Below are 26,732 nucleotides of genomic sequence, written 5' to 3'. Positions count from 1 at the left end.
GAAAGAACCGGTGGAGCGGTAGTTCAGTTGGTTAGAATACCTGCCTGTCACGCAGGGGGTCGCGGGTTCGAGCCCCGTCCGTTCCGCCAATTATTAAAAATTATGCCTGCTAAATTAGCAGGCATAATAGTAAGCGTAATTTAGGGGCGTAGCTCAGTTGGTAGAGCACCGGTCTCCAAAACCGGGTGTCGCGAGTTCGAGTCTCTCCGCCCCTGCCATATTTAAACCCTTCGCGAAAGCGAGGGGTTTTTTTTCGTCTCAATTTCCTGAAACTCCTCTCTATTTTTTTAACCTCTTCCCCTTAGCCCCACTATTCTGGGGATTATTTGCACCAATGGGCTCAAAATCTTCGCTTTTGCCAGTTGTTTTTTGTCATGTTTTGGCTGAATACATGCACGAATTGATTGTTCTCCCCGTATGTGACCTCGCTCATGCTCCCATTTTCCCTATGTACTAAACCTAATCATCGTCTTATGACGACTATCAGACCCTGACAGCATTCTTTTATCCTTTTTCCGACAAAACTGTCGTAGCGGCTGAATGCGTATGTCGGGTAAACGTCCTGGCCGTACCCTACGAGTCATAACAAAAAGTAGCTCAGACTACACGCGAGGAAAGAAACATGTACAAACGCTTATTTGTGGCAGCAGCAGTAGCAACAGCATTTTGTGGCGCAGTTCAGGCGGCTCCGCTGGTTGTTGGTTTTTCGCAGATCGGCTCTGAGTCTGGGTGGCGTTCTGCGGAAACCAAAGTCTCTAAATCAGAAGCGGAAAAACGTGGTATTACACTGAAAATATCTGATGCTCAGCAAAAACAAGAGAACCAAATCAAAGCAATACGTTCATTCATCGCACAGGGTGTTGATGCCATTTTCATCGCTCCTGTTGTTGCTACTGGCTGGGCTCCGGTTCTGACCGAAGCTAAAGAAGCTAAGATCCCTGTGTTCCTGTTAGACCGTACGATCGAAGTCAGTGATCCGTCTCTTTACACTGCTGCAGTCGCTTCTGACAGCGTGTATGAGGGCAAAGTGGCGGGTGACTGGCTGGTGAAGGACGCTGCTGGCAAACCATGTAATGTTGTCGAATTGCAGGGTACGGTCGGTGCCAGTGTGGCGTTAAATCGTAAACAAGGTTTTGCAGATGCGTTGAAAGCTGCACCAAACGTCAAAATTATCCGCTCACAGTCCGGCGATTTCACCCGCAGTAAAGGCAAAGAAGTAATGGAAAGCTTCATCAAGGCTGAGCAAAACGGTAAGAACATTTGTGCTGTTTACGCCCATAACGACGATATGGCGATCGGTGCAATTCAGGCTATCAAAGAAGCTGGCCTGAAACCGGGTTCGCAGATCAAAATCGTCTCTATCGACGGTGTTCCTGATATCTACAAAGCTATGCTGGCGGGTGAAGCGAATGCTTCTGTTGAGCTGACACCAAACATGGCTGGCCCGGCATTTGATGCGCTGATTGCGATGAAAAAGGATGGTACGCAACCGAAGAAATTCATTCAGACTCAATCCGCGTTGATCCTGCCGGACATGGCTCAGAAAGAGTATGACATGAAGAAAAACATGGGTTACTGAGCCGGTTTACCGGCTTGTCTCACGGGCAAGCCGGTAACAATTATTCCCTTTTCGCTTATAGCGAATGCAGCAGGAGTAGTGACGTGACGGATAATCCTGGTTCAGAAACGCTGCTTGAAGTACGCGGTTTATCAGTTGAATTCCCCGGCGTAAAAGCGCTGGAAAATGTCGACTTTACCCTCGAACGCGGTGAAATTGTTGCCCTTTTGGGTGAGAACGGCGCCGGTAAGTCCACAATGATTAAGGCCCTCACCGGTGTCTATAAACGTTCTGCTGGCCAGGTCTTTCTTAACGGAAAACCGATCGAGCCAATCAGTACTGCTGATGCCCAGTCGCTGGGGATTGGTACGGTATATCAGGAAGTAAATCTCCTGCCAAATATCTCTGTTGCTGCCAACTTGTTCATCGGGCGCGAGCCAACCCGTTTCGGTCTGGTCAATCAGCGCAAGATGGAACAACAGGCCGACGCCCTTCTGGAAGGCTATGGGCTGCATCTGGATGTCAGCCAGCCACTCTCAACCTACTCCATTGCGATTCAGCAAATCGTGGCAATTGCCCGCGCTGTTGACCTGTCTGCACAGGTTTTAATTCTTGATGAACCCACCGCCAGCCTTGATGCCAAAGAAGTCAGTATGTTGCTCGATATTCTGGTTCAACTGCGTAATAAAGGGGTGGGGATGATTTTCGTCACCCATTTCCTCGATCAGGTTTATCGGATCAGCGACCGGATTACCGTTTTGCGAAACGGTAAGCGTGTGGGGTCTGAACGAACGGTGGATTTACCGCGTATCGATCTCGTGCCGATGATGCTGGGACACAGTTTTGATGAAAACCTGCTCAAACGCACCGAACATAGAAATGTAACGGGCGAGCCATTAGTGGATTTCAAAGGCTATGGGCGTCGAGGTGTGGTCGAACATTTTGACCTGAAAGTACGTCGGGGTGAAATCGTCGGACTGGCGGGTTTACTGGGATCAGGACGGACGGAAACCGCTCAGCTGATTTTTGGCATTAAAGGGCATGACAGCGGCAATGCACGTGTCGATGGCAAAGAAGTCGCCATCAGCACGCCCAGAAAAGCGGCTAAACTGGGATTTGGTTACTGCCCGGAAGATCGTAAAACCGATGGCATTATCGGCGCGGCTACAGTGCGTGAAAATATCATCCTTGCCTTACAGGCGCAGCGCGGCTGGTTGCGTCCTTTACCCATGAAAGAGCAGCATCAGATCGCCGAAAAATTTATCAAACTCCTTGGCATCCGTACACCGGGCACTGAGCAGGAAATTCAGTATCTTTCCGGTGGTAACCAGCAAAAAGTATTGCTGTCCCGCTGGCTTGCAACCAATCCTCGTTTCCTCATTCTCGATGAACCTACCCGTGGGATTGACGTCGGTGCCCATGCAGAAATCATCCGTCTGATTGAAAAACTTTGTGACGAAGGCCTGGCGTTACTGGTTATTTCCTCTGAGCTGGAAGAACTGGCGGGTTATGCCGATCGTATTGTTGTCTTACGAGACCGTCGTCATATTGCCGAAATTGAGCAGGCTGATATCTCCGTGCCAGCCATTATGAAAGCCATTGCGGCGCAATGAGGGGAGATAGTGATGAATAACAGGAGCCTGCCAATGACGGGAAAACCGCGCAAAGTAAGATGGGTATTTCCAAAAGGCGCCACGCAAATCGGTGCTTTCGTCGCAATATTAATCATAGACAGCCTGGTCGCCCCGGGCTTTTTCTCTATCCATATTCAGGATGGCCGCTTGTTTGGCAGCCTGGTGGATATTTTCAACCGTGGTGCCCCTGTCGCTTTGCTGGCTCTCGGGATGACGCTGGTTATCGCGACCGGCGGCATCGACCTTTCCGTCGGTGCGGTCATGGCGATTGCCGGTGCAACAGCCGCGACCATGACGGTGCAAGGATATCCGCTGATGATCGTGCTGCTGGCCTCGGTCGGGGTGGGGGCAATATGCGGTTTGTGGAATGGCTTTTTGGTCGCTGTTCTGCAAATTCAGCCGATTGTTGCCACGCTGATGCTGATGGTCGCCGGACGTGGCATCGCACAGCTGATTACGGAAGGGCAAATCGTCACGTTTGAACACAATGGTCTATCGCAGTTTGGCAGTGGTTCTTTGTTCTATCTGCCAATGCCGGTGATCATTGCCGTCGCCATGCTGGTTCTTGTCTGGGCGCTGACGCGGAAAACAGCGCTTGGCCTGTTCATCGAATCAGTCGGCATCAATATCCGTTCTGCTTATAACGCCGGCGTAAATGCCCGTTTAGTGCTGATCTCCACTTACGTCATTTGTGGGATTTGCGCGGCCGTTGCGGGCGTTATCATAACGGCTGATATTCGCGGAGCGGACGCCAATAATGCCGGACTATGGCTGGAACTTGATGCCATTCTTGCCGTCGTCATCGGCGGCGGCTCGTTACTGGGTGGACGTTTTAACCTGCTTCTTTCGGTTGTCGGTGCACTGATCATTCAGGGAATGAATACCGGCATTCTGCTCTCCGGCTTCAAACCGGAATTCAACCTGGTGCTGAAAGCTCTGGTGGTGCTCGCTGTACTGGTAGTTCAGTCTCCCCGCGTCTCTTTCAGTAATCTGTTCCGGAGGAAAGGATAATGCTCAAAAGAAATCTGCCCCTGCTGATTACGATCGTGGTTTTCCTGGCCGGATACGCCTATTGCTTCACTCAGTTCCCCGGTTTTGCATCCACACGCGTGTTTTTTGATTTGCTGACGGATAACGCGTTTCTCGGCATCGTGGCCGTCGGGATGACATTTGTCATCTTATCCGGCGGCATCGATCTGTCAGTGGGTTCTGTTATCGCTTTCACCGGTGTTTTGCTGGCGAAACTCATCGGTGCTTATGGCATCGCGCCTGGCTATGCCTTTGTCATCGTGCTGTTGATGGGCACCACGTTTGGTGCGCTGATGGGATGGATCATTGATACGTTGAAACTGCCTGCTTTCATCATCACGCTGGCGGGCATGTTTTTTGTGCGCGGTATGAGTTTTATTGTTTCGGAAGAATCGTTGCCGATTAACCATCCGGTTTATGAATTCCTCGCCAATTATGCCTGGAAAATGCCCGGTGGTGGTCGTTTCACATTGCTGGCTCTGGTTATGCTGCTGGTGGTGCTTGGCGGGATTATTCTGGCTCACCGTACGCGATTCGGTAACAACGTCTATGCCGTTGGCGGCAGCAATGTGTCGGCTGCGCTGATGGGGGTGCCGGTAAGGCGTACCACGATTTATATCTACATGCTGTCCAGTACGCTGGCGGTCTTATCGGGCATCATTTTCTCGCTCTACACTTCTGCGGGTTATGCACTCGCGGCGAGTGGTGTAGAACTGGATGCTATCGCCTCTGTTGTGATTGGCGGGACGTTACTGAGTGGCGGCGTAGGCACGGTTTTAGGCAGCTTGTTTGGTGTGCTTATTCAGGGGCTGATCCAAACCTACATCACTTTCGATGGTACGCTTAGTTCGTGGTGGACCAAAATCGTGATGGGCGTTTTGTTGTTTATCTTCATCGGATTGCAAAAAGGGATGGGCAGCTTCTGGACAGCCAGAAGAGCGCGCCATCCGCGACCAGAACCGTCCTGAAACAGGACGGTATCAGAAATTAGTGATCAGCGGTGTTTTGAGTAACTGACGGATCAACACTTGCTGGTCGCTGGTTTGCAGCCAGACGGCGTAAAGCGGGCGGATCACCGGCGGAACATCTTCATGTGCGGCCAGTTGCGGATATTCTTTGGCCCAGTGCGCAGGCAGGAACGCACAACCGCCGGTATTTTCCAGCAACTGACGCGTCAGATGTGCAGAGGTTGTGGTTAACACCGGTTCCTGATCGCTGTTTTGCAGTTTTTCCTGCTGAGGAAAATCAGCGCCCCATTCCAGCTTCACATACGGTGATTGTTCGCTTCTGACCGTTTTCTGCGATGAGAATAGTCGTAACGAGAAATTACCTAGTAACTGACTTGAGAGCTCGTCCATCTTTGGTGGCTCGGTGGTGATCAGCAAATCCAGTTGTCTTTCATGCAATTGTTTGACCAGCGACTGACGCAGTGCAATGCGCGCCTCAAGCCTAAGCGTGCCACGCTGGGTGTAAAGAGACTGCAGCCACGGGGTCAGATAGGCTTCCCAGAGCGACGCCGTCGCACCAATCGACAATTCTGTGTGCTGTAACGAGCGTACAACCTCTTTTTTCGCCATTTGCCACGTTGACATAAGATTCTCTGCATAAGGCAGCAGACGTTCTCCTGCGGGCGTTAAGCGGATGTTATTGCGATGCCGTGTGAATAAATTGGCGCCAAGTTGGGTTTCCAGTTGCCGGATACGAAAGCTGACAGCGGATTGAGTCAGGTAAAGGGATTCCGCCGCCCGACCAAAGTGGCGAGTTCTACTGACCTCCAAAAAGGTTTTCAGTAATTCCGTGTCCAAAACTATCTCCAATATTTTTTGTCGTTAAGATTTAAATGTTTTGTTTTACACAATGTCAAGCCTAACTAATACTCCGCGCCATAACAGCACGACCATGAGAGAATTAGGAGCGTGTCAGATGGCGGAAAGCTTCACCACGACAAGTCGTTTTTTTGATAATAAACATTACCCTCGCGGGTTCTCCCGGCATGGCGATTTCACCATTAAAGAAGCGCAAATGCTAGAACGTTACGGCTTTGCTTTTAACGAGCTGGATCTGGGAAAACGTGAGCCCGTTACCGACGAAGAAAAACTGTTCCTGGAGGTTTGCCGTGGTACGCGCGAACCGGTAACGGATGCAGAAAAAGTGTGGAACAAATACATTGTCCGCACTCGTCGTCCGAAGAAATTCCACACGTTGTCTGGCGGTAAACCGCAGGCTGACGCTGTAGAAGACTACACGGAAAGCGATGACTAATGAAACGGGGCGATGCCCCGTTTTTTTATGCCAGGCTCTTATGTAGAGTTAACAATAGCCTATCCATGCTGCGATAGCTCAGTGCTTCAGCAATATGTCTTCGTTCAATCGATTCCTCGCCACCCAAATCAGCCAATGTTCTCGCGACTTTCAGAATGCGATGCCAGGCTCTGACCGATAATCCCAGTTTGTGCAGGACTTCTTCCAGAAATTCAGCATCTGCTTTGGTTAACACACAGTACGTCTCCACTTCGCTACTGCTCAGATGCGCGTTGACTTTTCCCGCGCGTTTTAACTGAATTTCTCTGGCGGTCAGTACCCGTTCCCGTACTTGTACACTATTTTCCCTGAGCACAGGCGTATGGTTTTGCTGGCTCAAAATGCCGGGCGGCAGGAGCGGGACTTCAATCGACAGATCGAATCTGTCGAGAAATGGCCCGGAAAGCCGGCTCAGGTAGCGTAAAACCTGCTGTGGCGGTGTGCGGTTATGAATGCCCTGATAGTGTCCGGTCGGGCTGGGATTCATCGCTGCAATCAGTTGCGCTCTTGCCGGATAGCGGACTTTCGCCCGTGCACGGGAAATGGTGATTTCGCCGGATTCCATTGGCTGGCGCAGAGCATCAAGAACCTGGCGCTGAAATTCTGGCAGTTCGTCGAGAAACAATACGCCGTTATGTGCCAGTGATATTTCTCCCGGTCTGGGTAACGACCCGCCTCCCACCAGCGCGCTCATGGATGTGCTGTGATGCGGTGCACGAAAGGGGCGGATGCGTGAAAACTCGCCGTCATCTTCGGGGTTATACACCAGGCTGGCAATGGCGGCCGTTTCCAGCTTTTCCTCGTTACTCATGGGCGGCAGTAAACCGGGCAACCGGCTAGCCAGCATGGTTTTTCCGGTGCCAGGAGGCCCAATCAACAATAAATTATGCCCTCCCGCTGCCGCCACTTCGAGCGCGCGCTTTGATTGCTCCTGTCCGATGATATCGGCAATGTCAGGTTGATACTCGGGCGGAGGCGCCGTCGCCGGAAATTCAATCGGTGGCAAATTGTCCTCGCCCTGAAGGAATGCGCAGACCTGCAATAAGTGCCCGGCCACCTGCGCTACACCGGGATCAAGAAGCGTCATTTCCGTCTGATTACTTTGCGGCAGGATCAACACCCGGCCTTCTTTTTGCGCCTCAAGTGCCGCCGGAATCGCGCCATTTACGCTGCGCAGCGCACCGGAAAGGCCCAGCTCACCCAGAAACTCGTACTCCTCAAGCTTATCGCCCTGAAGCTGCTCTGAGGCCACCAGAATCGCCAGCGCGATGGACAAATCATACCGGCCGCCTTCTTTGGGTAAATCAGCGGGTGCAAGATTGACGGTGATGCGTTTGGCCGGAAAGGTAAACCCGCAGTTGATGATGGCGCTGCGAACCCGATCTCTGGCTTCCTTGACGGTGGTTTCCGGTAAACCGACCAGTGTCAGGGCCGGTAATCCGTTGCTGATATGGACCTCAATCGAGACACCGGGTGCCTGAACCCCCAGCGATGCGCGGGTATATACCACGGCTAATGACATGCTTTTTCCTTTGCTATGAGCTCTGCTGACGGCAGCATGCCTGAGCTGGAAACGCTTTCGGGAAGAAGTTTGCTGCAATGCGTAATGCGATGGGAAAATAATCTGCAAGTCACCGACTTAACATGAAGGGATGCGAACTGCTTCGCAACGACAGCAATACTCCTTAACAGTTTAAGGTTTCTGGAAACAAATTAGCGGACTAATTAAGTTGCCGCAAATACCGGCAGGGGTGTTTAATCTTGCTGTATTTAACAATAAATAAACAAATACAGAACACTGATTAACATCTCTCTGCCTGACCAGGGATTTTCCGCAATGCCCTGGTGAGTGCACTACCTGCAGCTATTCCGAAATAGGGACTCACCCATGTTTGGTTGGACTTCTCGGCAGCGTAACGTTGCCATCGCCAGCTTTCTGAGCTGGACTCTCGACGCTTTCGATTTCTTCATTTTGGTCTTCCTGCTCAGCGATATCGCATCGGCATTTCAGGTAGATATCAAACAGGTCACGCTGGCAATACTGCTGACGCTGGCCGTGCGACCGATTGGGGCGTTGCTGTTCGGGCGTGCGGCGGAAAAGTACGGGCGCAAGCCGGTGCTGATGGTCAATATCGCGCTATTTTCTTTCTTCGAGCTGTGTACTGCGGCGGCACCTTCCCTGACCGTTTTCCTGATCCTTCGCGTGATTTACGGCATTGCGATGGGCGGTGTCTGGGGCGTAGCTTCTTCTCTGGCGATGGAAACCATACCTGACCGTTCCCGTGGCGTGATGTCGGGGATTTTTCAGGCGGGTTATCCGTTTGGTTATCTGCTGGCGGCGGTGGTATATGGTTTGCTGTTTAATGTGGTCGGCTGGCGCGGCATGTTTGTGATTGGTGCTGTGCCGGTTTTCCTGCTGCCTTTCATCTGGTTCAAAGTACAGGAATCGCCGGTCTGGCTGGCGGCGCGGGAACGCAACGAAAGCACGGCACTGATGCCGGTGCTGAAGAAAAACTGGAAGCTATGTATTTATCTGGTTGTGCTGATGGCGGGTTTTAATTTCTTCAGCCACGGTACGCAAGATCTCTATCCGACGTTCCTGAAAGTTCAGCACGGTTTTGACGCACATACCGTCAGTTTAATCGCCATAAGCTACAACATTGCGTCAATTATCGGTGGGATCTTCTTTGGTTCGCTGTCTGAGAAAATTGGTCGTAAGAAAGCGATTATTATCGCCGCGTTGCTTTCACTGCCGGTCATTCCATTATGGGCTTTCTCCGGCGGTTCATGGATGCTGGGGCTGGGCGCGTTCCTGATGCAGTTTATGGTGCAGGGCGCATGGGGCGTCGTGCCGACTTATCTGACCGAACTGGTGCCTGCTAACACGCGCGCGGTTCTGCCGGGGTTTGTTTACCAGCTCGGTAATCTGATTGCTTCGGTTAATGCGACGCTTCAGGCTTACATTGCCGAAAGCCACGGACACAACTACGGACTGGCGATGGCAATTGTGGCCGGTACTGTCGCCATTCTGATTTCTGTTCTGGTGGCATTTGGCCGGGATACCCGTGGAAAAGCGATTGCTGGAGCAATAAATAATCAAACGGCAAATCATCACGCTAAGTTTTGATTTTTCAGATGATTTTTCATGGTTTCTGCAACGGACTGCAAATAATAACGCAAGAAAAATGTTGTCATTAATCATCTTACTGTGATAACTCTGTAGGCAATCGTTCGCAATATGAATTTTAGAAACCTAAAAATGAAAGCCCTTCTCCTCGTAGTTAGCCTAGTCGTGATTAGCGTGGTGGTGATTATTATCCCACCGTGCGGGGCTGCACTTGGACGAAGAAAGGCTTATTAAACAAGCCTGAACCTGAAAAGAAACCCCGCACCGAAAGGTCCGGGGTTTTTTTTTGGGTCAGGAATTTCAGAGAACAGAGAAGCGGGGTCGGAAAATGAGCAACAGCATAATATTCTGCACTTGTCGCAAAAAGGCAGGAGAATAAAGATGAACGGAGCACAATGGGTAGTACAAGCGTTGCGTGCGCAGGGTGTAAATACAGTATTTGGTTATCCTGGCGGGGCAATCATGCCGGTATACGATGCATTGTATGACGGCGGCGTGGAACACCTGTTGTGCCGGCATGAGCAGGGTGCTGCAATGGCCGCCATCGGCTATGCCCGTTCTACCGGAAAAGTTGGCGTCTGTATCGCCACTTCCGGTCCTGGCGCGACCAACCTGATCACCGGTCTGGCCGACGCGCTGTTAGACTCCGTTCCGCTGGTGGCCATCACCGGGCAGGTTGGTTCTGCCTTCATCGGCACCGATGCCTTCCAGGAAATCGACGTTTTAGGGTTGTCCCTGGCCTGCACCAAACACAGCTTCCTGGTTGAATCTCTGGAAGCGCTGCCGGAAATCATGGCGGAAGCCTTTGCCATCGCCAGCTCTGGTCGTCCGGGCCCGGTTCTGATCGACATTCCGAAAGATATCCAGCTGGCCGTGGGTGAATTACCGCCGCATCTGGTGGCGGTTGAAGAAACTTTTCCGCATCCTGCGGCTGAATTACAACAAGCCCGCGCCATGATCGCTGCCGCGCAAAAACCGATGGTTTACGTCGGTGGCGGTGTCGGTATCGCGCAGGCCGTTCCGGCATTACGCGAATTCATTACTGCGACAGGCATTCCTGCGGTAGCAACGTTGAAAGGTCTGGGGGCGCCGGATGCCAGCGACCCATGTTATCTGGGTATGCTGGGCATGCACGGTACCAAAGCGGCGAATCTGGCTGTTCAGTCCTGCGATTTGCTGATTGCCGTCGGTGCGCGTTTCGACGACCGCGTGACCGGCAAGCTGAATACTTTTGCGCCAGACGCCGCGGTTATCCACATGGATATCGATCCGGCCGAGCTGAACAAATTGCGCCGGGCGCATGTGGCGTTGCAGGGTGATCTGAATGCGCTGTTACCGGCGCTGCAACAACCCCTGAACATCAACGCCTGGCGTGATGAAGTGATGACGCTGAAAGCGCAGGGCGAATGGCGCTACGATCATCCGGGTGAAGCGATTTATGCGCCGTTGTTACTGAAACAAATCTCTGACCGTAAATCGGCCAATACCGTGGTGACCACCGACGTCGGCCAGCATCAGATGTGGACCGCGCAACATATGCAGTTCACTCGCCCGGAAAACTTCATCACCTCCAGCGGTCTGGGCACGATGGGTTTCGGCGTTCCTGCCGCCGTCGGCGCACAGGTTGCCCGCCCCGACGATATGGTGATCTGCGTTTCCGGTGACGGTTCATTCATGATGAATGTTCAGGAGCTGGGCACCATCAAGCGAAAACAGTTGCCCGTCAAAATCCTGTTGCTGGATAACCAGCGATTAGGGATGGTTCGACAGTGGCAGGAATTGTTCTTCGACGGACGCTTCAGTGAAACCAACCTCTCCGATAACCCCGATTTTGTCACGCTGGCCAGCGCATTCAACATCCCCGGCCAGCGTATCCACCGTAAAGATCAAGTCGATGCCGCTCTGGACGCTTTCTTCAACAGTGAAGGTCCGTATTTGCTCCAGGTTTCCATCGACGAAAATGAGAATGTCTGGCCGCTGGTTCCACCGGGCGCAGGCAACGAAACCATGCTGGAGAAAATGTCATGATGCAACATAACGTCTCAATTCAGGCCCGCTTCCGCCCCGAAATGTTAGAGCGCGTATTACGCGTCGTCCGTCACCGTGGTTTTCAGGTGTGCGCAATGAACATGACGCCGATGGTCAATGCGGAAAACATAAATATCGAATTGACCGTTGCCAGTCAGCGGCCCGTAGATTTACTGTCTTCACAGTTACGCAAACTTATGGATGTCGCTTGTGTCGAGATCCAGCAACATACATCACAACAAATACGCGCGAATGCGTGAGTAAAGGAACGAGAGAATGACGAAGAAAGCTGATTACATTTGGTTCAACGGCGAGATGGTTCCGTGGGCAGAAGCTAAAGTCCATGTCATGTCACACGCACTGCATTACGGCACTTCCGTTTTCGAAGGCGTGCGTTGCTACGACTCCCATAAAGGCCCGGTCGTATTCCGTCACCGTGAACATATGCAGCGTCTGCGCGATTCCGCAAAAATTTACCGTATGCCTGTTTCCCAGAGCGTGGACGAGCTGATGGAAGCTTGCCGCGAAACCCTGCGCAAAAACAATCTGGTCAGCGCGTATATCCGTCCGCTGGTGTTTGTCGGCGATGTGGGTATGGGCGTTAATCCGCCGGACGGCTACAAAACTGATGTGATCATCGCCGCCTTCCCGTGGGGCGCGTATCTGGGTGAAGAAGCGCTGGAGCAGGGTATCGACGCGATGGTGTCTTCATGGAACCGCGTTGCTGCAAACACCATTCCAACCGCTGCGAAAGCCGGTGGTAACTACCTGTCCTCCCTGCTGGTCGGCAGCGAAGCACGTCGTCACGGTTATCAGGAAGGTATCGCGCTGGACATTCACGGCTATGTGTCTGAAGGCGCTGGCGAAAACCTGTTTGAAGTGAAAGAAGGCATTCTGTTCACACCGCCATTTACCTCTTCTGCCCTGCCAGGTATCACCCGTGACGCTATTATTAAACTGGCAAAAGACCTGGGTCTTGAAGTGCGTGAGCAAGTTCTGTCCCGTGAATCCCTGTATCTGGCAGACGAAGTCTTCATGTCCGGTACCGCTGCAGAAATCACCCCGGTGCGCAGCGTTGACGGCATTCAGGTCGGTATCGGTAAACGTGGTCCGGTGACCAAACAAATTCAGGATGCATTCTTCGGCCTGTTCACCGGCAAAACCGAAGATAAATGGGGTTGGCTGGATCCAATCAACCCACAATAATTTTACCCGTCATCCTTCAGGCCGCCTCCGCGTTCGCTGCCTGGTGCAACCCGAATGATTCAGGGTAAATAAGAAATTCAGCAGGTGGCGATATCGCTGCCTGCTAAACAGAAATGATTTGGAGTGAACAGAGCATGCCTAAGTACCGTTCCCACACCACGACACACGGCCGCAACATGGCTGGCGCCCGCGCATTATGGCGCGCTACCGGCATGACGGATAACGATTTTGGTAAGCCCATTATTGCCGTCGTCAACTCATTCACCCAGTTCGTGCCGGGCCACGTGCATCTGCGCGATTTGGGTAAGCTGGTTGCCGAGCAAATCGAAGCGTCTGGCGGCGTGGCGAAAGAATTCAACACTATCGCTGTGGATGACGGGATCGCCATGGGGCATGGCGGCATGCTGTATTCATTGCCTTCACGCGAACTGATTGCTGACTCGGTGGAATACATGGTTAACGCGCACTGCGCTGATGCCATGGTGTGTATTTCCAACTGCGACAAAATCACCCCGGGAATGCTGATGGCGTCACTGCGCCTGAATATTCCGGTGATCTTCGTTTCCGGTGGTCCGATGGAAGCCGGTAAAACCAAACTGTCTGACAAAATCATCAAACTCGACCTGGTCGATGCGATGATTCAGGGCGCAAACCCGAACGTCAGTGATGCCGACAGCGAACAAATCGAACGTTCTGCCTGTCCGACCTGCGGCTCCTGTTCCGGTATGTTTACCGCCAACTCCATGAACTGTCTGACCGAAGCGCTGGGCCTTTCTCAGCCGGGTAACGGTTCATTGCTGGCTACTCACGCCGATCGCCGCGATTTGTTCCTTAACGCCGGTCGCCGCATCGTTGAGTTGACCAAACGTTATTACGAAAAAGACGATGAAAGCGCATTGCCGCGCAACATCGCCAGCAAAGCGGCATTCGAAAACGCCATGATCCTGGATATCGCGATGGGCGGCTCGACTAACACCGTTCTTCACCTGCTGGCTGCCGCGCAGGAAGGCGAAATCGACTTCGACATGACCGACATCGACCGTCTGTCACGCAAAGTCCCGCACCTGTGTAAAGTCGCGCCAAGCACTCAGAAATACCACATGGAAGACGTTCACCGTGCCGGTGGCGTGCTGGCGATTCTGGGTGAACTGGATCGCGCCAATCTTCTGAACCGCGACGTGAAAAACATTCTTGGCCTGACCCTGAACCAGACGCTGGATCAGTACGACATCATGCTGACCAAAGACGAAGCCGTGAAAAAAATGTTCCGCGCAGGCCCGGCCGGTATCCGCACCACGCAGGCGTTCTCGCAAGACTGCCGCTGGGACACATTGGATGATGACCGTGCCGACGGCTGTATCCGTTCGCTTGAGCATGCGTTCAGCAAAGACGGTGGTCTGGCCGTGCTTTACGGCAACATCGCCGAAGCGGGCAGTATCGTTAAAACGGCGGGCGTGGATAAATCCAACCTGACTTTCCGTGGTCCGGCAAAAGTGTACGAAAGCCAGGACAGCGCAGTTGAAGCGATTCTCGGCGGCAAAGTGGTTTCCGGCGACGTTGTTGTGATTCGTTACGAAGGGCCGAAAGGCGGGCCGGGCATGCAGGAAATGCTGTATCCGACCACTTACCTGAAATCCATGGGTCTCGGCAAAGAGTGCGCGCTGATTACCGATGGTCGTTTCTCCGGCGGCACATCCGGTCTGTCTATCGGCCACGTTTCTCCGGAAGCGGGCAGCGGCGGCCTGATTGCGTTGGTGGAAGATGGCGACATCATCGATATCGACATTCCGAACCGTAGCATGGTGCTGGATGTGCCTGCGGCAGAACTGGCGGCGCGTCACGAAGCTGAACTGGCACGTGGCGACAAAGCCTGGACGCCGAAAAACCGTGAACGTGTGGTTTCTCTGGCGCTGCGTGCTTACGCATTGCTGGCAACCAGCGCGGACAAAGGCGCAGTGCGCGACAAGTCTAAGCTGGGAGGCTGACAGTCATGGCGGTATCACAACCTCTACCCGACCAGCCGTGCGGCGCAGAATACCTGCGTGCCGTGCTGCGTGCGCCGGTTTATGAAGTCGCACAGGTTACGCCTTTGCAGGTCATGGAAAAGATCTCTTCCCGGTTGGGTAACACCATTCTGGTGAAGAGGGAGGATCGTCAGGCCGTCCACAGTTTTAAACTGCGCGGTGCCTATTCGATGATCGCCAGCCTGACGGAAGAACAGGCTGCGCGTGGCGTTATCACTGCGTCCGCGGGAAATCACGCGCAGGGCGTTGCATTGTCGGCGACCAAAAAAGGCATCAAATCTCTGATTGTGATGCCGGTTGCCACAGCGGACATCAAAGTGGATGCCGTGCGTAACTTTGGCGGTGAAGTGTTGCTGCATGGCGCGAATTTCGATGAGGCGAAAGCCAAAGCGATCACGCTGTCGCAGGAACAGGGCATGACTTTTGTGCCGCCATTTGATCATCCGGCGGTGATTGCCGGGCAGGGCACGCTGGCCATGGAGTTGCTGCAACAGGATGCGCATCTCGACCGCGTATTCGTGCCTGTCGGCGGTGGCGGTCTGGCCGCTGGTGTCGCCGTGCTGATCAAACAACTGATGCCGCAGATTCAGGTCATCGGTGTTGAAGCCGAAGATTCTGCCTGTCTGCGCGCGGCAATGGACGCCGGTGAACCGGTCGACCTGGCGCGTGTGGGTTTGTTCGCAGAAGGCGTGGCGGTGAAACGTATCGGCAACGAAACGTTCCGCCTGTGTCGCGAATATCTTGATGACGTCATCACCGTCGACAGCGATTCAATTTGTGCCGCGGTGAAAGACTTGTTCGAAGACGTGCGTGCGATTGCTGAACCTTCCGGTGCGCTGGCGCTGGCAGGACTGAAGAAATACGTGCAGCAGCACAATATTCAGGGCGAACGACTGGCGCATGTGCTTTCCGGCGCGAACGTGAATTTCCACGGTCTGCGTTATGTGTCGGAACGCTGTGAACTGGGCGAGCAACGCGAAGCGCTGCTGGCGGTGACCATTCCTGAGCGCAAAGGCAGTTTCCTGAAGTTTTGCCAGTTGCTGGGTGGCCGTTCGGTGACAGAGTTCAACTACCGTTATGCCGATGCCGACAACGCCTGCATTTTTGTGGGCGTGCGTCTGACGCGCGGTCACGCTGAGCGTCAGGAAATTATCGACGAACTGAATCACGACGGTTATCAGGTTGTGGATCTGTCCGACGATGAAATGGCGAAACTTCATGTGCGTTACATGGTGGGCGGGCGTCCGACCAAACCTCTGCGCGAGCGGCTTTACAGCTTTGAATTCCCGGAATCTCCAGGGGCTTTGCTGAAATTCCTGCATACGCTGGGCGCGCACTGGAATATTTCGCTGTTCCATTACCGCAGTCACGGTACCGATTTCGGTCGTGTGCTGGCCGCATTTGAGCTGAACGAAGAAGAGCCGGAGTTCGAGCAGAACCTGTCGGCGCTGGGTTATGACTGTCACAACGAAAGTGATAATCCGGCGTTCCGCTTCTTCCTGGCGGGCTAAAACTAAACGGGGCATCTGAAAAGTGCCCCTTTTTTATTCTGTAAACGTTCAGAGCAACTGCCAGAACGCGTCGATCAGTGGCTCGCTAAGGCGTTTTCTTTGCACGCAGACGCCCAGTTCCAGCGGCGCGCCGAGCGTGATGTTATCCAGAATGGAAATACGGTTGCGTACCGGTTCCGGGCTGTTATCGACCACCACGGACGGGATCAGCGCGATGCCGCAGCCGAGCGCGACCATCGATACAATCGCTTCGTGGCCGGATACCGTGGCATAAATCAGCGGATTGCTCAGGCGGTTGCGTTTGAACCAGACGTCAATGCGTTTTCGCGCCGGGCCATGTTCCGGCAGGATGAACGGAATTTGTGACCAGTCCGGATGCGGCTCACTGACCTGGGTGCGGACGGCGCAGGGCAGGGAAGGAGAAATCAGGATCATCGGGATTTCGCCGATCTGCGTGAAATCGACGCTGCCCGGCAAACTTTCCGGACGTCCGGCAATCGCCAGATCCGCTTCGGTGGACTGGACTTTTTCAACCGCATCCGCAGCGTCGCCGGTGGTGAGTTTGATTTCGACCAGCGGATGCTGCGCACGGAAGCGGTCAAGGATTGGCGGCAAATGGCTGTAGGCGGCCGTCACCGAGCAGAACAGGTGCAGTTCGCCGCTCAGCGTCGGGCCATGCTGATCCAGCCCGCTGCGCAGTTGCTGGTAATGCAGCAGCGTCTGCTGGGCAAAGTTTTTGAGTTGTTCACCGGCACTGGTCAGTTGCACGGTGCGGTTATCACGCTGAAATAACGGCTGGCCGAGTTCTTCTTCCAGCCGCTGGATCTGGCGTGACAACGTGGACGGGCTGACATGCATCGCCTTCGACGAACGGCCAAAATGGCGACTTTCCGCCAGATGTAAAAACAGTTTCAGATCACGTAAGTCCATAAAGAATATCCGGCTCTTTGGTTTCACAGATGACAGGCTAAGTATATTGCATAATTTGCAACGTCATCTTCGTAATATATCAATTTAAGCAATGTGTCACATGACATATAGTGAATTCACGGCGTTCACCGGCTCACCGGTGAAACAAAAAATAACAGCACTTACCTCGATAGAACGGAGCAAGACATGGCTAACTATTTCAACACACTGAACCTGCGTCAGCAGCTGGCACAACTGGGCAAATGCCGCTTTATGGGTCGCGATGAATTCGCGGACGAAGCCAGCTACCTCAAAGGTAAAAAAGTGGTGATTGTAGGCTGTGGCGCACAGGGCCTGAACCAGGGGCTGAACATGCGTGATTCCGGTCTGGATGTGTCCTACACCCTGCGTGCAGAAGCGATTGCTGAGAAGCGTGCTTCATGGCGTAAAGCGACCGAAAACGGCTTTAAAGTCGGTACCTACGAAGAACTGATCCCGCAGGCAGATCTGGTTATCAACCTGACACCAGACAAACAGCACAGCGCAGTAGTAAAAGCGGTTCAGCCTCTGATGAAAGACGGCGCAACACTGGGCTATTCCCACGGTTTCAACATCGTTGAAGTGGGCGAGCAAATCCGTAAAGACATCACCGTGGTGATGGTTGCGCCGAAATGCCCGGGTACCGAAGTGCGTGAAGAATACAAACGTGGTTTCGGTGTACCAACACTGATCGCCGTTCACCCGGAAAACGACCCGAAAGGCGAAGGCATGGCGATCGCTAAAGCCTGGGCAGCAGCAACCGGCGGCCATCGTGCAGGTGTTCTGCAATCTTCCTTCGTTGCCGAAGTGAAATCTGACCTGATGGGCGAGCAGACTATCCTGTGCGGCATGTTGCAGGCGGGTTCTCTGCTGTGCTTCGACAAACTGGTTGCTGACGGCGTTGACGAAGCCTACGCAGAAAAACTGCTGCAGTTCGGCTGGGAAACCATCACCGAAGCGCTGAAACAAGGCGGCATCACGCTGATGATGGACCGTCTGTCTAACCCGGCGAAACTGCGTGCTTATGCGCTGTCTGAACAACTGAAAGAGATCATGGCGCCGCTGTTCCAGAAACACATGGACGACATCATCTCTGGCGAATTCTCCAGCGGCATGATGGCTGACTGGGCGAACGACGATAAGAAACTGCTGACGTGGCGTGAAGAGACGGGCGCAACCGCATTCGAAAACGCGCCACAGTTCGAAGGTAAAATCTCCGAGCAGGAATACTTCGACCACGGTGTTGTGATGATTGCGATGGTGAAAGCAGGTGTTGAGCTGGCTTTCGAAACCATGGTAGCTTCCGGCATCATCGAAGAATCTGCTTACTACGAATCACTGCACGAACTGCCGCTGATCGCCAACACCGTTGCACGTAAGCGTCTGTACGAAATGAACGTGGTAATCTCCGATACGGCTGAATACGGTAACTACCTGTTCGCTAACGCTGCCGTACCGTTGCTGAAAGAGTTCATGACCACTCTGCAGGCAGGCGATTTGGGCAAATCAGTTGCCGAAACTCAGGTTGATAACGCGCAGCTGCGCGATGTTAACGAAGCGATTCGCAATCACCCGATTGAGTCCATCGGCCGCACCCTGCGTGGCTATATGACCGATATGAAACGCATTGCTGTAGCGAGTTAATTCATTAACCCTCAGGTATGAAATAGAAATAAAAAGGGCACTGCATGAAAATGCGGTGCCCTTTCTTTTGGTTCTGTCTGAGGCAGAACTTAGTTGCGGTACAAAATCTTAATGATGTGGTAACCGAACTGAGTGTGCAGCGGGCCCTGTGGCTCGATCAGCGGCGCAGAGAAAACCACTTTATCGAAAGCTGGCACCATTGCGCCTTGCTTGAATTCACCTAAATGGCCGCCTTTCTTGCCTGACGGACAGGTGGAATGTTTTTTAGCCAGTTTCTCAAAATCGCCACCGTTCTTCAGTTGTTCCAGAAGATCAAGTGCCTGTGCTTCTTCCTTTACCAGGATATGCATTGCTGCGGCAGTTTTTGCCATGATAAGACCTTTTTGCGAGAGTGTTTCCAGAGGCGTAATGTAACATCTGAAACACTGCGGGGGGAATCCGGCCTGCATTCCATACATCACAAATTGCGCCTTAAAGCCTGTCAATCTCAGGCGATGTTTCTGCTACAATCGCCGTCCTTGTCTATCAGGTGAGCAAAAATACGCCATGCGATTAAACCCCAGCCAACAACACGCCGTCGAATTCGTCACCGGACCCTGCCTGGTTCTGGCGGGGGCTGGCTCCGGTAAAACCCGTGTAATTACCAATAAAATCGCACACCTGATCCGTGAATGTGGCTATCAGGCACGTCACATTGCGGCTGTCACCTTTACCAATAAAGCCGCGCGTGAAATGAAAGAGCGTGTTGCACAAACCCTCGGTCGCAAAGAAGCGCGGGGCTTGCTTATTGCAACGTTCCACACGCTCGGGCTGGAAATCATCAAACGCGAATTTGCTGCCCTGGGGATGAAATCTAACTTCTCTTTATTTGATGATCAGGACCAGCTGGCGCTGCTGAAAGAGCTGAGCGAAAAATGGCTGGAGAACGATAAAACATTATTGCAGCAGCTGGTTTCCACGATCTCCAACTGGAAAAACGATCTGGTTGATCCTTCGCATGCCGCCGGGCTGGCGCGATCTGAACGTGATCAAATCTTTGCGCACTGCTACAGCCTTTATCACGATCATATGCGCGCGTGTAATATTCTCGACTTCGATGACCTGATCCTGTTGCCTACGTTACTGCTGCAAAGTAATGAAGAAGTGCGTGAACGCTGGCAGAACAAGTTGCGTTATCTGCTGGTCGATGAATATCAGGACACTAACACCAGCCAGTACATGATGGTGAAATTGCTGGTTGGCAACCGCGCACGTTTCACCGTTGTTGGTGACGATGACCAGTCGATTTACTCCTGGCGCGGTGCTCGACCGCAAAACCTGGTGCTGCTGAAAGAAGACTTCCCGCAGTTACAGGTCATCAAACTTGAGCAAAATTACCGTTCCACCCAGCGTATTCTGAAAGCTGCCAACATTCTGATTGCCAATAATCCGCATGTGTTCGAGAAGCGCTTGTTCTCTGAACTGGCTTATGGCGAAACGCTGAAGGTCGTGACGGCGAATAATGAAGATCATGAATCCGAGCGGGTGGTCGGTGAGCTAATTGCTCATCATTTCATCAACAAAACCGCTTATGGCGATTACGCGATTTTGTACCGTGGTAACCACCAGTCGCGTTTGTTTGAAAAAATGCTGATGCAAAACCGCATCCCGTACCGGATTTCCGGCGGCACGTCCTTCTTCTCCCGACCGGAGATTAAAGATCTGCTGGCCTATTTGCGTGTGCTGACCAATCCGGACGACGACAGCGCATTCCTGCGCATCGTTAACACGCCACGTCGTGAAATCGGCGCGGCCACCCTGCAGAAACTGGGGGAGTGGGCCAATCAGCGCAACAAAGGGCTGTTCAAAGCCAGTTTTGATATGGGGCTGAGCCAGTCTCTGACCGGACGCGGGCTGGAATCCCTGCAACGTTTCACGCACTGGATGGGCAATATCTCTGAGCTGGCCGAACGTGAGCCGGTTGCGGCTGTCCGGGATTTGATCCACGGCGTTGACTATGAAAGCTGGCTGTTTGAAACCTCGCCAAGCCCGAAAGCGGCTGAAATGCGCATGAAAAACGTTAATCAGCTGTTCAGCTGGATGACGGAAATGCTTGAGGGTACCGATCTGGATGAGCCAATGACGCTCACGCAGGTGGTCACCCGCTTCACGCTGCGTGACATGATGGAACGCGGTGAGAACGACGAAGAGCTGGACCAGGTTCAGCTGATGACGCTGCATGCTTCGAAAGGGCTGGAGTTCCCGTATGTGTATCTGGTCGGTATGGAAGAAGGTTTGCTGCCGCATCAGAGCAGTATCGATGAAGACAACGTGGATGAAGAGCGGCGTCTGGCTTATGTGGGGATTACCCGGGCACAAAAAGAGCTGACGTTTACACTCTGTCGCGAACGCCGTCAGTACGGCGAGCTGATCCGTCCGGAACCGAGCCGCTTCCTGCTGGAGTTACCGCAGGATGACCTGGCCTGGGAAAGCGAACGTAAAGTGGTAAGTGCGCAGGAACGCATGGTGAAAGGGCAAAGCCATCTGGAGAAAATTCGCGAGCAACTGGCGAAAGCGAAAGGCGGCAATTAGGCATTAAACATGAGCCATTAAAAAAGCAGAGGCTGATGAATCAGGTCTCTGCTTTTCTAACGTTTTACAACTGCTCATCACTGTTCTTCGACAAACAGCGGCCAGTGGACATAACTTTGCCAGTGGCTTTCCTGCTCTAATTCTTCAGCGCGCAAAGGATGCTGTTCCAGCCAACCCTGCGGCACAATCACACTCAGTTCATCATCATTAGCACGTAAACGCACAGCCGGCAGTGTGTCGTCGCGACGACGGCTGGCAAATATAATCGCCAGGCGCAGAATACGACAAAGACGTTGTGCCTGACGCGGCGGCACGGCGTTTTGCTCATTGAGCAACGGTAAATCGAGCATGTTGTTCTGGTTTTGCAGTAACGTCGCCAGCAGTTTTTTCTGCGCCGGCGTGAAACCCGGTAAATCCAGATGACGGATCAGATAGGCTGCGTGATGCGGTGCTTTCTTGAAATCGACACTCAGACCAATTTCGTGGATCAGGCAGGCACTGTTGAGCAATTCACGGGCACGGGCATCCAGCTTCCATTCCTGAGCCACCTGCAGCGAAAAGTTCTCGGCCAGTTGCGCCACGCGCTCGGCCTGCTCGTTATCCAGCAGATAACGGCGTTGCAGATTACGTAGCGTACGCTGACGGATATCCTGCTCGATCGGCAAATGCAGCATGCCGTAAACCAGACCTTCACGCAGTGCACCACCCGCCAGTGTCATCATCTCGATGTTCAGCGTTTTGAAAATGGCGATCAGAATAGACAGTCCGCTCGGGAAAACCAGCGCACGTTCAAGGGTCAGACCTTCAATCTCCAGTTCTTCCAGCTTGCCGCACTGAATGGCGCGCTGTTTGAGCTGTTGAAGTTTAGGCAGAGTGATGCGTTCATCCATGCCCTGAGCGACCATGATTTCCTGCAAGGCTTGCACGGTACCTGAAGCGCCGACACAAATCTGCCAGCCATTGGCAATCAGCTCAGGTGCCACAGGAAGGATCATGTCGGTCGCAGCCTGTTCAGCCTGATCAAAGTTTTCTTTTGCCAGATTTCGATCTGCAAAATACTGCTCGAGCCAGGTGACGCAGCCCATCGAAAGGCTATAAAGCGTGGTGGCCTGAGCCCCAATGCCGGTCACCAGTTCGGTGCTGCCACCACCAATATCGACCACCAGACGTTTATCTGGCCCGCCCGTGGTGTGAGCAACGCCGTGATAAATCAGACGTGCTTCTTCTTCACCGGTAATGACCTGAATCGGGCAACCGAGAATTGCCTGAGCTTTACCCAGAAACTCATCGGCATTGCTGGCAAGACGCAGCGTTGCGGTGGCAACCACACGAATTTGGTCGCGCGGGATATCCTGCAATCTTTCAGAAAATAGTTTCAGACATTGCCAGCCACGCTGCATCGCTTCCTGAGAAAGCAGGTTTTGTTTATCCAGACCGGCTGCCAGACGCACTTTGCGCTTAATTCTGGCGAGGGTCTGGATACTGCCTGCCACCTCACGAACAACCAGCATGTGAAAGCTGTTAGAGCCCAGATCAATCGCTGCATACAGTGAGGTGGAACTTAACATAGGTTATCAGCCCGGACGTTTACGGTTGCTACGTGGTGCACTGCTGCGACGTGAAGACGAATTACTGTTGCGGCGCGGGCCGTTACCGGTGCGCGAGCGGGCAAGACGTTTTGCAGGAGGCAAATCAGTTAACAGCGCATCGCTGTTGTATTTACTCACCGGAATGCTGTGGCCGGTATAGGTTTCAATCGCGGGCAGATTCAGGGCATATTCTTCACACGCCAGGCTGATGGAATGACCACTCAGACCCGCACGGCCGGTACGACCAATGCGATGCACGTAGTCTTCACAGTCGTCAGGCAAGTCATAGTTAAAGACGTGTGTCACGGCAGGAATGTGCAAACCACGGGCAGCAACGTCGGTCGCAACCAGAATATCCAGCGTGCCTTTAGTGAAGTCTTCCAGAACGCGAAGGCGTTTTTTCTGCGGGACGTCACCGGTCAGCAAACCGACGCGGTGTCCGTCGGCAGCCAGATGGCCCCAGACATCTTCACAACGGTGTTTGGTGTTTGCAAAAATAATGCAACGATCCGGCCATTCCTCTTCAATCAGCGTCTGTAACAGGCGCATTTTTTCTTCATTTGAAGGATAGAACAGCTCTTCCTGAATACGGTGGCCCGTTTTTTGTTCCGGTTCGATCTCAATCGACTCGGCATTATTCATGTTTTCGAACGCCAGTTCTTTCACACGATAGGAAAGCGTTGCTGAGAACAGCATGTTCAGGCGTTGATTAGCAGGAGGCATCCGGCGGAACAACCAGCGGATATCTTTGATGAAGCCCAGATCGAACATACGGTCTGCTTCATCCAGTACCACCACCTGGATCGCGCCCAGGTCGATGTGGTTCTGTTTAGTGTAATCGATTAAACGGCCGGTGGTTCCGATCAGGATGTCCACGCCGCTTTCCAGCACTTTAAGCTGTTTGTCGTAACCGTCGCCGCCATACGCCAGACCTAATTTCAGCCCGGTAGATTCAGATAATGCTTCGGCGTCGGAGTGAATCTGCACCGCGAGTTCACGCGTAGGTGCCATGATCAAGGCACGCGGCTGGTTAGTCTGACGACCTTCCGCAGCAGGGTGAGAAAGCAGATAATGGAAAGTAGACGCTAAAAAAGCCAGCGTCTTGCCGGTACCGGTTTGCGCCTGACCTGCAACATCACGCCCAGCGAGCGTGATTGGCAATGCCAATGCCTGAATAGGAGTACAGTAATGGAACCCTTTCTTTTCAAGGGCTTCTACTGCCAGCGGGTGCAGGGCGAAGTCGGAAAACTTCTGTTCGGTCAAGTGTGTTTTGCTCATAGTGTGGTAGAATATCAGCTAACTATTGCTTTACGAAAGCGTATCCGGTGAAATAAAGTCAACCTGATGTTGGTTAATGCTACATCAACAAGGTAAAGATAATCCTTTGGAGTAAACATGAGCGATAAAATTATTCACCTGACCGATGACAGTTTCGACAACGACGTATTGAAAGCCGAAGGGCTGGTGCTGGTCGATTTTTGGGCAGAGTGGTGCGGACCATGTAAGATGATCGCTCCAATTCTGGATGAAATTGCCACTGAGTTCGAAGGCAAGCTGACCATCGCGAAACTGAATATCGACGAAAACCCAGGTACTGCACCTAAATACGGCATCCGTGGTATTCCTACCCTGCTGTTATTTAAAGGCGGCGAAGTCGCAGCAACTAAAGTTGGCGCACTGTCGAAAGGTCAGCTGAAAGAGTTCTTAACAGCTAATCTGTAATCGGTCGGGATGACCCAAGCCAGGTGTTTAGCGGGCTGTCGTGTTTTTCACATTGTCCGCTAGACGCCTGTCAAGAAGCGTGCTAAGTTTACGCTTACTGCAAATAGAGCTTACCTGTAGTTTGATTCTTACGTTTTACTCTGTTGTGTCAAAAACATCTGCCTATAAAGTTTCTTTGAATAATAATTAAATTGAACTGGCACTGTGCTTGACCATCTAACGGTTTTGACAAAATCGGCTTTAAGACACCTTCAATATCAGCACTATCCCTCAAGAATCGCCCGCGAGCGACTACCTGCGGCTGGATTTCCGGGCTGTTATTTAAGTGTCATACAATAAACAGGCATGGATGACCCTGCCATACCCATTCACGACAGATGTTCGAGACATACCCCGAGTTTAAGAACCCACCATTATGAATCTTACCGAATTAAAGAATACGCCGGTCTCTGACCTGATTGCACTCGGCGAAAATATGGGACTGGAAAACCAGGCCCGCATGCGCAAGCAAGACATTATCTTTTCAATATTGAAGCAGCATGCGAAAAGCGGAGAAGACATCTTCGGTGATGGCGTACTGGAGATATTGCAGGATGGATTTGGTTTCCTCCGCTCCGGAGACAGTTCCTACCTCGCAGGCCCCGACGACATCTACGTATCTCCAAGCCAAATCCGCCGCTTCAACCTTCGTACTGGCGACACCATTTCCGGTAAAATCCGCCCACCTAAAGAAGGTGAACGTTATTTTGCCCTGTTGAAAGTTAACGAAGTTAACTACGACAAACCAGAAAACGCCCGCAGCAAAATCCTGTTTGAAAACTTAACCCCTCTGCACGCAAATTCACGTCTGCGTATGGAACGGGGTAACGGTTCAACAGAAGATTTGACCGCTCGCGTACTGGACTTAGCGTCTCCAATTGGCCGTGGCCAACGTGGTCTGATTGTTGCGCCGCCGAAAGCCGGTAAAACCATGCTGCTGCAAAACATCGCGACCAGCATTGCGTATAACCATCCTGATTGCGTACTGATGGTTCTGCTGATTGATGAACGTCCGGAAGAAGTGACCGAGATGCAGCGTCTGGTGAAAGGCGAAGTTATCGCTTCCACCTTTGACGAACCGGCATCCCGACACGTTCAGGTCGCCGAAATGGTGATCGAGAAGGCGAAGCGTCTGGTTGAGCATAAGAAAGATGTGATCATTCTGCTGGACTCCATTACCCGCCTGGCACGTGCTTACAATACCGTGGTACCGGCTTCAGGCAAGGTACTGACCGGTGGTGTGGACGCCAACGCCTTGCACCGTCCAAAACGTTTCTTCGGTGCTGCGCGTAACGTGGAAGAGGGCGGCAGCCTGACCATCATCGCTACTGCGCTGGTCGATACCGGTTCTAAAATGGATGAAGTTATCTATGAAGAATTTAAAGGTACCGGCAACATGGAATTACATCTGGCGCGTAAAATCGCTGAAAAACGTGTATTCCCTGCCATCGACTACAACCGCTCTGGTACCCGTAAAGAAGAGCTGTTGACCACTTCTGAAGAACTGCAAAAAATGTGGATCCTGCGTAAAATCATTCATCCGATGGGTGAGATTGATGCGATGGAATTCCTCATCAACAAGCTTGCAATGACTAAGACAAATGACGACTTCTTCGACATGATGAAACGTTCGTAATTTGGTGTAACGTCAGATCAACGCCACGCACAGTCGTGGCGTTTTTTGCTTTTGGTGGCTACCATAATGCTACTTTGGGAAGATTGTCAGACTATTCGGATAATAGCTGATGGTTTTCCACGTGCCCTTTCTTTACTTTGTCGGTTGATTGCCCAAGAAATGGCA

22 protein-coding genes and 2 tRNA genes are annotated in these 26,732 nt (G+C 52.5%); 18 read left to right on the top strand and 6 right to left on the bottom strand.

Annotated features, from left to right (window positions below; all coding sequences use genetic code 11):
- Positions 1–12: 12 nt before the first annotated feature.
- The 6 genes from ABIC79_RS23160 (at position 13) to yjfF (ending at position 5,189) form a co-directional block, all read left to right on the top strand.
- Positions 13–89, top strand: a tRNA-Asp gene (locus ABIC79_RS23160).
- 53 nt (positions 90–142) lie between these two features.
- A tRNA-Trp gene (locus ABIC79_RS23155) sits at positions 143–218 on the top strand.
- Positions 219–622: 404 nt separating this feature from the next.
- Positions 623–1,579 (top strand): galactofuranose ABC transporter, galactofuranose-binding protein YtfQ, encoded by a 957-nt coding sequence (ytfQ, locus tag ABIC79_RS23150; protein ID WP_013577556.1) that lies wholly within the window; start codon positions 623–625, stop codon positions 1,577–1,579.
- A gap of 110 nt (positions 1,580–1,689) precedes the next feature.
- On the top strand, positions 1,690–3,171 hold the full coding sequence (ytfR, locus tag ABIC79_RS23145; protein WP_183065415.1) for a galactofuranose ABC transporter, ATP-binding protein YtfR: 1,482 nt from the start codon (positions 1,690–1,692) through the stop codon (positions 3,169–3,171).
- 12 nt (positions 3,172–3,183) lie between these two features.
- A complete protein-coding gene (gene ytfT, locus ABIC79_RS23140; protein WP_148232211.1) occupies positions 3,184–4,203 on the top strand; it encodes a galactofuranose ABC transporter, ATP-binding protein YtfT in 1,020 nt (339 codons plus the stop codon).
- Positions 4,203–5,189 carry a galactofuranose ABC transporter, permease protein YjfF gene (gene yjfF / locus ABIC79_RS23135; RefSeq protein ID WP_013577553.1) on the top strand — a complete coding sequence of 329 codons (987 nt, stop codon included), beginning with the start codon at positions 4,203–4,205 and terminating at the stop codon, positions 5,187–5,189. The genes ytfT and yjfF overlap by 1 nt, the downstream gene beginning before the upstream one ends.
- 12 nt (positions 5,190–5,201) lie before the next feature.
- Here yjfF and hdfR read toward each other — a convergent pair whose 3' ends face one another.
- Positions 5,202–6,026 carry an HTH-type transcriptional regulator HdfR gene (hdfR, locus tag ABIC79_RS23130; RefSeq protein ID WP_013577552.1) on the bottom strand — a complete coding sequence of 275 codons (825 nt, stop codon included), beginning with the start codon at positions 6,024–6,026 and terminating at the stop codon, positions 5,202–5,204.
- Positions 6,027–6,144: 118 nt separating this feature from the next.
- Here hdfR and ABIC79_RS23125 point away from each other — a divergent pair, with 118 nt between their 5' ends.
- A complete protein-coding gene (locus ABIC79_RS23125) occupies positions 6,145–6,483 on the top strand; it encodes a MaoP family protein (protein WP_013577551.1) in 339 nt (112 codons plus the stop codon).
- A 25-nt stretch (positions 6,484–6,508) separates the two neighbouring features.
- Here ABIC79_RS23125 and ABIC79_RS23120 read toward each other — a convergent pair whose 3' ends face one another.
- Positions 6,509–8,044 (bottom strand): YifB family Mg chelatase-like AAA ATPase, encoded by a 1,536-nt coding sequence (locus ABIC79_RS23120; RefSeq protein ID WP_121020201.1) that lies wholly within the window; start codon positions 8,042–8,044, stop codon positions 6,509–6,511.
- A 366-nt stretch (positions 8,045–8,410) separates the two neighbouring features.
- Between ABIC79_RS23120 and ABIC79_RS23115 the strand changes: the two genes are divergently transcribed.
- The 7 genes from ABIC79_RS23115 (at position 8,411) to ilvA (ending at position 16,418) form a co-directional block, all read left to right on the top strand.
- Entirely contained in the window at positions 8,411–9,649 is a 1,239-nt protein-coding gene (locus ABIC79_RS23115) for an MFS transporter (RefSeq protein WP_013577549.1), read from the top strand.
- Positions 9,650–9,781: 132 nt separating this feature from the next.
- A complete protein-coding gene (ilvL, locus tag ABIC79_RS23110) occupies positions 9,782–9,883 on the top strand; it encodes an ilv operon leader peptide (protein WP_015699153.1) in 102 nt (33 codons plus the stop codon).
- A gap of 147 nt (positions 9,884–10,030) precedes the next feature.
- Entirely contained in the window at positions 10,031–11,677 is a 1,647-nt protein-coding gene (ilvG, locus tag ABIC79_RS23105) for an acetolactate synthase 2 catalytic subunit (RefSeq protein ID WP_112152382.1), read from the top strand.
- On the top strand, positions 11,674–11,937 hold the full coding sequence (ilvM, locus tag ABIC79_RS23100; RefSeq protein ID WP_013577547.1) for an acetolactate synthase 2 small subunit: 264 nt from the start codon (positions 11,674–11,676) through the stop codon (positions 11,935–11,937). Before ilvG ends, ilvM begins: the two co-directional genes overlap by 4 nt.
- A gap of 16 nt (positions 11,938–11,953) precedes the next feature.
- Complete coding sequence (locus ABIC79_RS23095; protein ID WP_013577546.1) at positions 11,954–12,883, top strand: branched-chain amino acid transaminase; 930 nt, start codon at positions 11,954–11,956, stop codon at positions 12,881–12,883.
- A 134-nt stretch (positions 12,884–13,017) separates the two neighbouring features.
- A complete protein-coding gene (gene ilvD / locus ABIC79_RS23090) occupies positions 13,018–14,868 on the top strand; it encodes a dihydroxy-acid dehydratase (RefSeq protein ID WP_013577545.1) in 1,851 nt (616 codons plus the stop codon).
- Positions 14,869–14,873: 5 nt separating this feature from the next.
- Complete coding sequence (gene ilvA, locus ABIC79_RS23085) at positions 14,874–16,418, top strand: threonine ammonia-lyase, biosynthetic (protein WP_354568609.1); 1,545 nt, start codon at positions 14,874–14,876, stop codon at positions 16,416–16,418.
- 48 nt (positions 16,419–16,466) lie between these two features.
- Here ilvA and ilvY read toward each other — a convergent pair whose 3' ends face one another.
- Positions 16,467–17,348 (bottom strand): HTH-type transcriptional activator IlvY, encoded by an 882-nt coding sequence (ilvY, locus tag ABIC79_RS23080; RefSeq protein WP_013577543.1) that lies wholly within the window; start codon positions 17,346–17,348, stop codon positions 16,467–16,469.
- 186 nt (positions 17,349–17,534) lie between these two features.
- Between ilvY and ilvC the strand changes: the two genes are divergently transcribed.
- Positions 17,535–19,010, top strand: coding sequence for a ketol-acid reductoisomerase (gene ilvC, locus ABIC79_RS23075; protein ID WP_013577542.1), 1,476 nt, complete (start codon positions 17,535–17,537; stop codon positions 19,008–19,010).
- Positions 19,011–19,099: 89 nt separating this feature from the next.
- On the opposite strand, the gene ppiC is transcribed toward ilvC, so the two are convergent.
- Positions 19,100–19,381, bottom strand: a complete 282-nt coding sequence (gene ppiC / locus ABIC79_RS23070; RefSeq protein ID WP_015690589.1) for a peptidylprolyl isomerase PpiC — start codon at positions 19,379–19,381, stop codon at positions 19,100–19,102.
- A gap of 175 nt (positions 19,382–19,556) precedes the next feature.
- On the opposite strand from ppiC, the gene rep reads away from it, so the two are divergent.
- Positions 19,557–21,581, top strand: a complete 2,025-nt coding sequence (gene rep / locus ABIC79_RS23065; RefSeq protein WP_013577540.1) for a DNA helicase Rep — start codon at positions 19,557–19,559, stop codon at positions 21,579–21,581.
- A gap of 77 nt (positions 21,582–21,658) precedes the next feature.
- On the opposite strand, the gene gppA is transcribed toward rep, so the two are convergent.
- Positions 21,659–23,149: a guanosine-5'-triphosphate,3'-diphosphate diphosphatase gene (gppA, locus tag ABIC79_RS23060; protein ID WP_013577539.1), complete on the bottom strand. Its 1,491-nt coding sequence runs from the start codon at positions 23,147–23,149 to the stop codon at positions 21,659–21,661.
- A 6-nt stretch (positions 23,150–23,155) separates the two neighbouring features.
- Positions 23,156–24,448, bottom strand: coding sequence for an ATP-dependent RNA helicase RhlB (gene rhlB, locus ABIC79_RS23055; RefSeq protein WP_013577538.1), 1,293 nt, complete (start codon positions 24,446–24,448; stop codon positions 23,156–23,158).
- A 117-nt stretch (positions 24,449–24,565) separates the two neighbouring features.
- Between rhlB and trxA the strand changes: the two genes are divergently transcribed.
- Together trxA and rho are read left to right on the top strand one after the other, a co-directional pair.
- On the top strand, positions 24,566–24,892 hold the full coding sequence (gene trxA / locus ABIC79_RS23050; protein WP_013577537.1) for a thioredoxin TrxA: 327 nt from the start codon (positions 24,566–24,568) through the stop codon (positions 24,890–24,892).
- Between the two features lie 415 nt (positions 24,893–25,307).
- Positions 25,308–26,567 (top strand): transcription termination factor Rho, encoded by a 1,260-nt coding sequence (rho, locus tag ABIC79_RS23045; protein WP_013577536.1) that lies wholly within the window; start codon positions 25,308–25,310, stop codon positions 26,565–26,567.
- The last annotated feature ends 165 nt before the right edge of the window (positions 26,568–26,732 follow it).

The organism is Rahnella sp. 2050, assembly GCF_040544515.1.
Classification (GTDB): domain Bacteria; phylum Pseudomonadota; class Gammaproteobacteria; order Enterobacterales; family Enterobacteriaceae; genus Rahnella; species Rahnella aceris.
The sequence above is the reverse complement of the archived record's forward strand: the minus strand, read 5'-3'. Positions and strand labels throughout refer to the sequence as shown.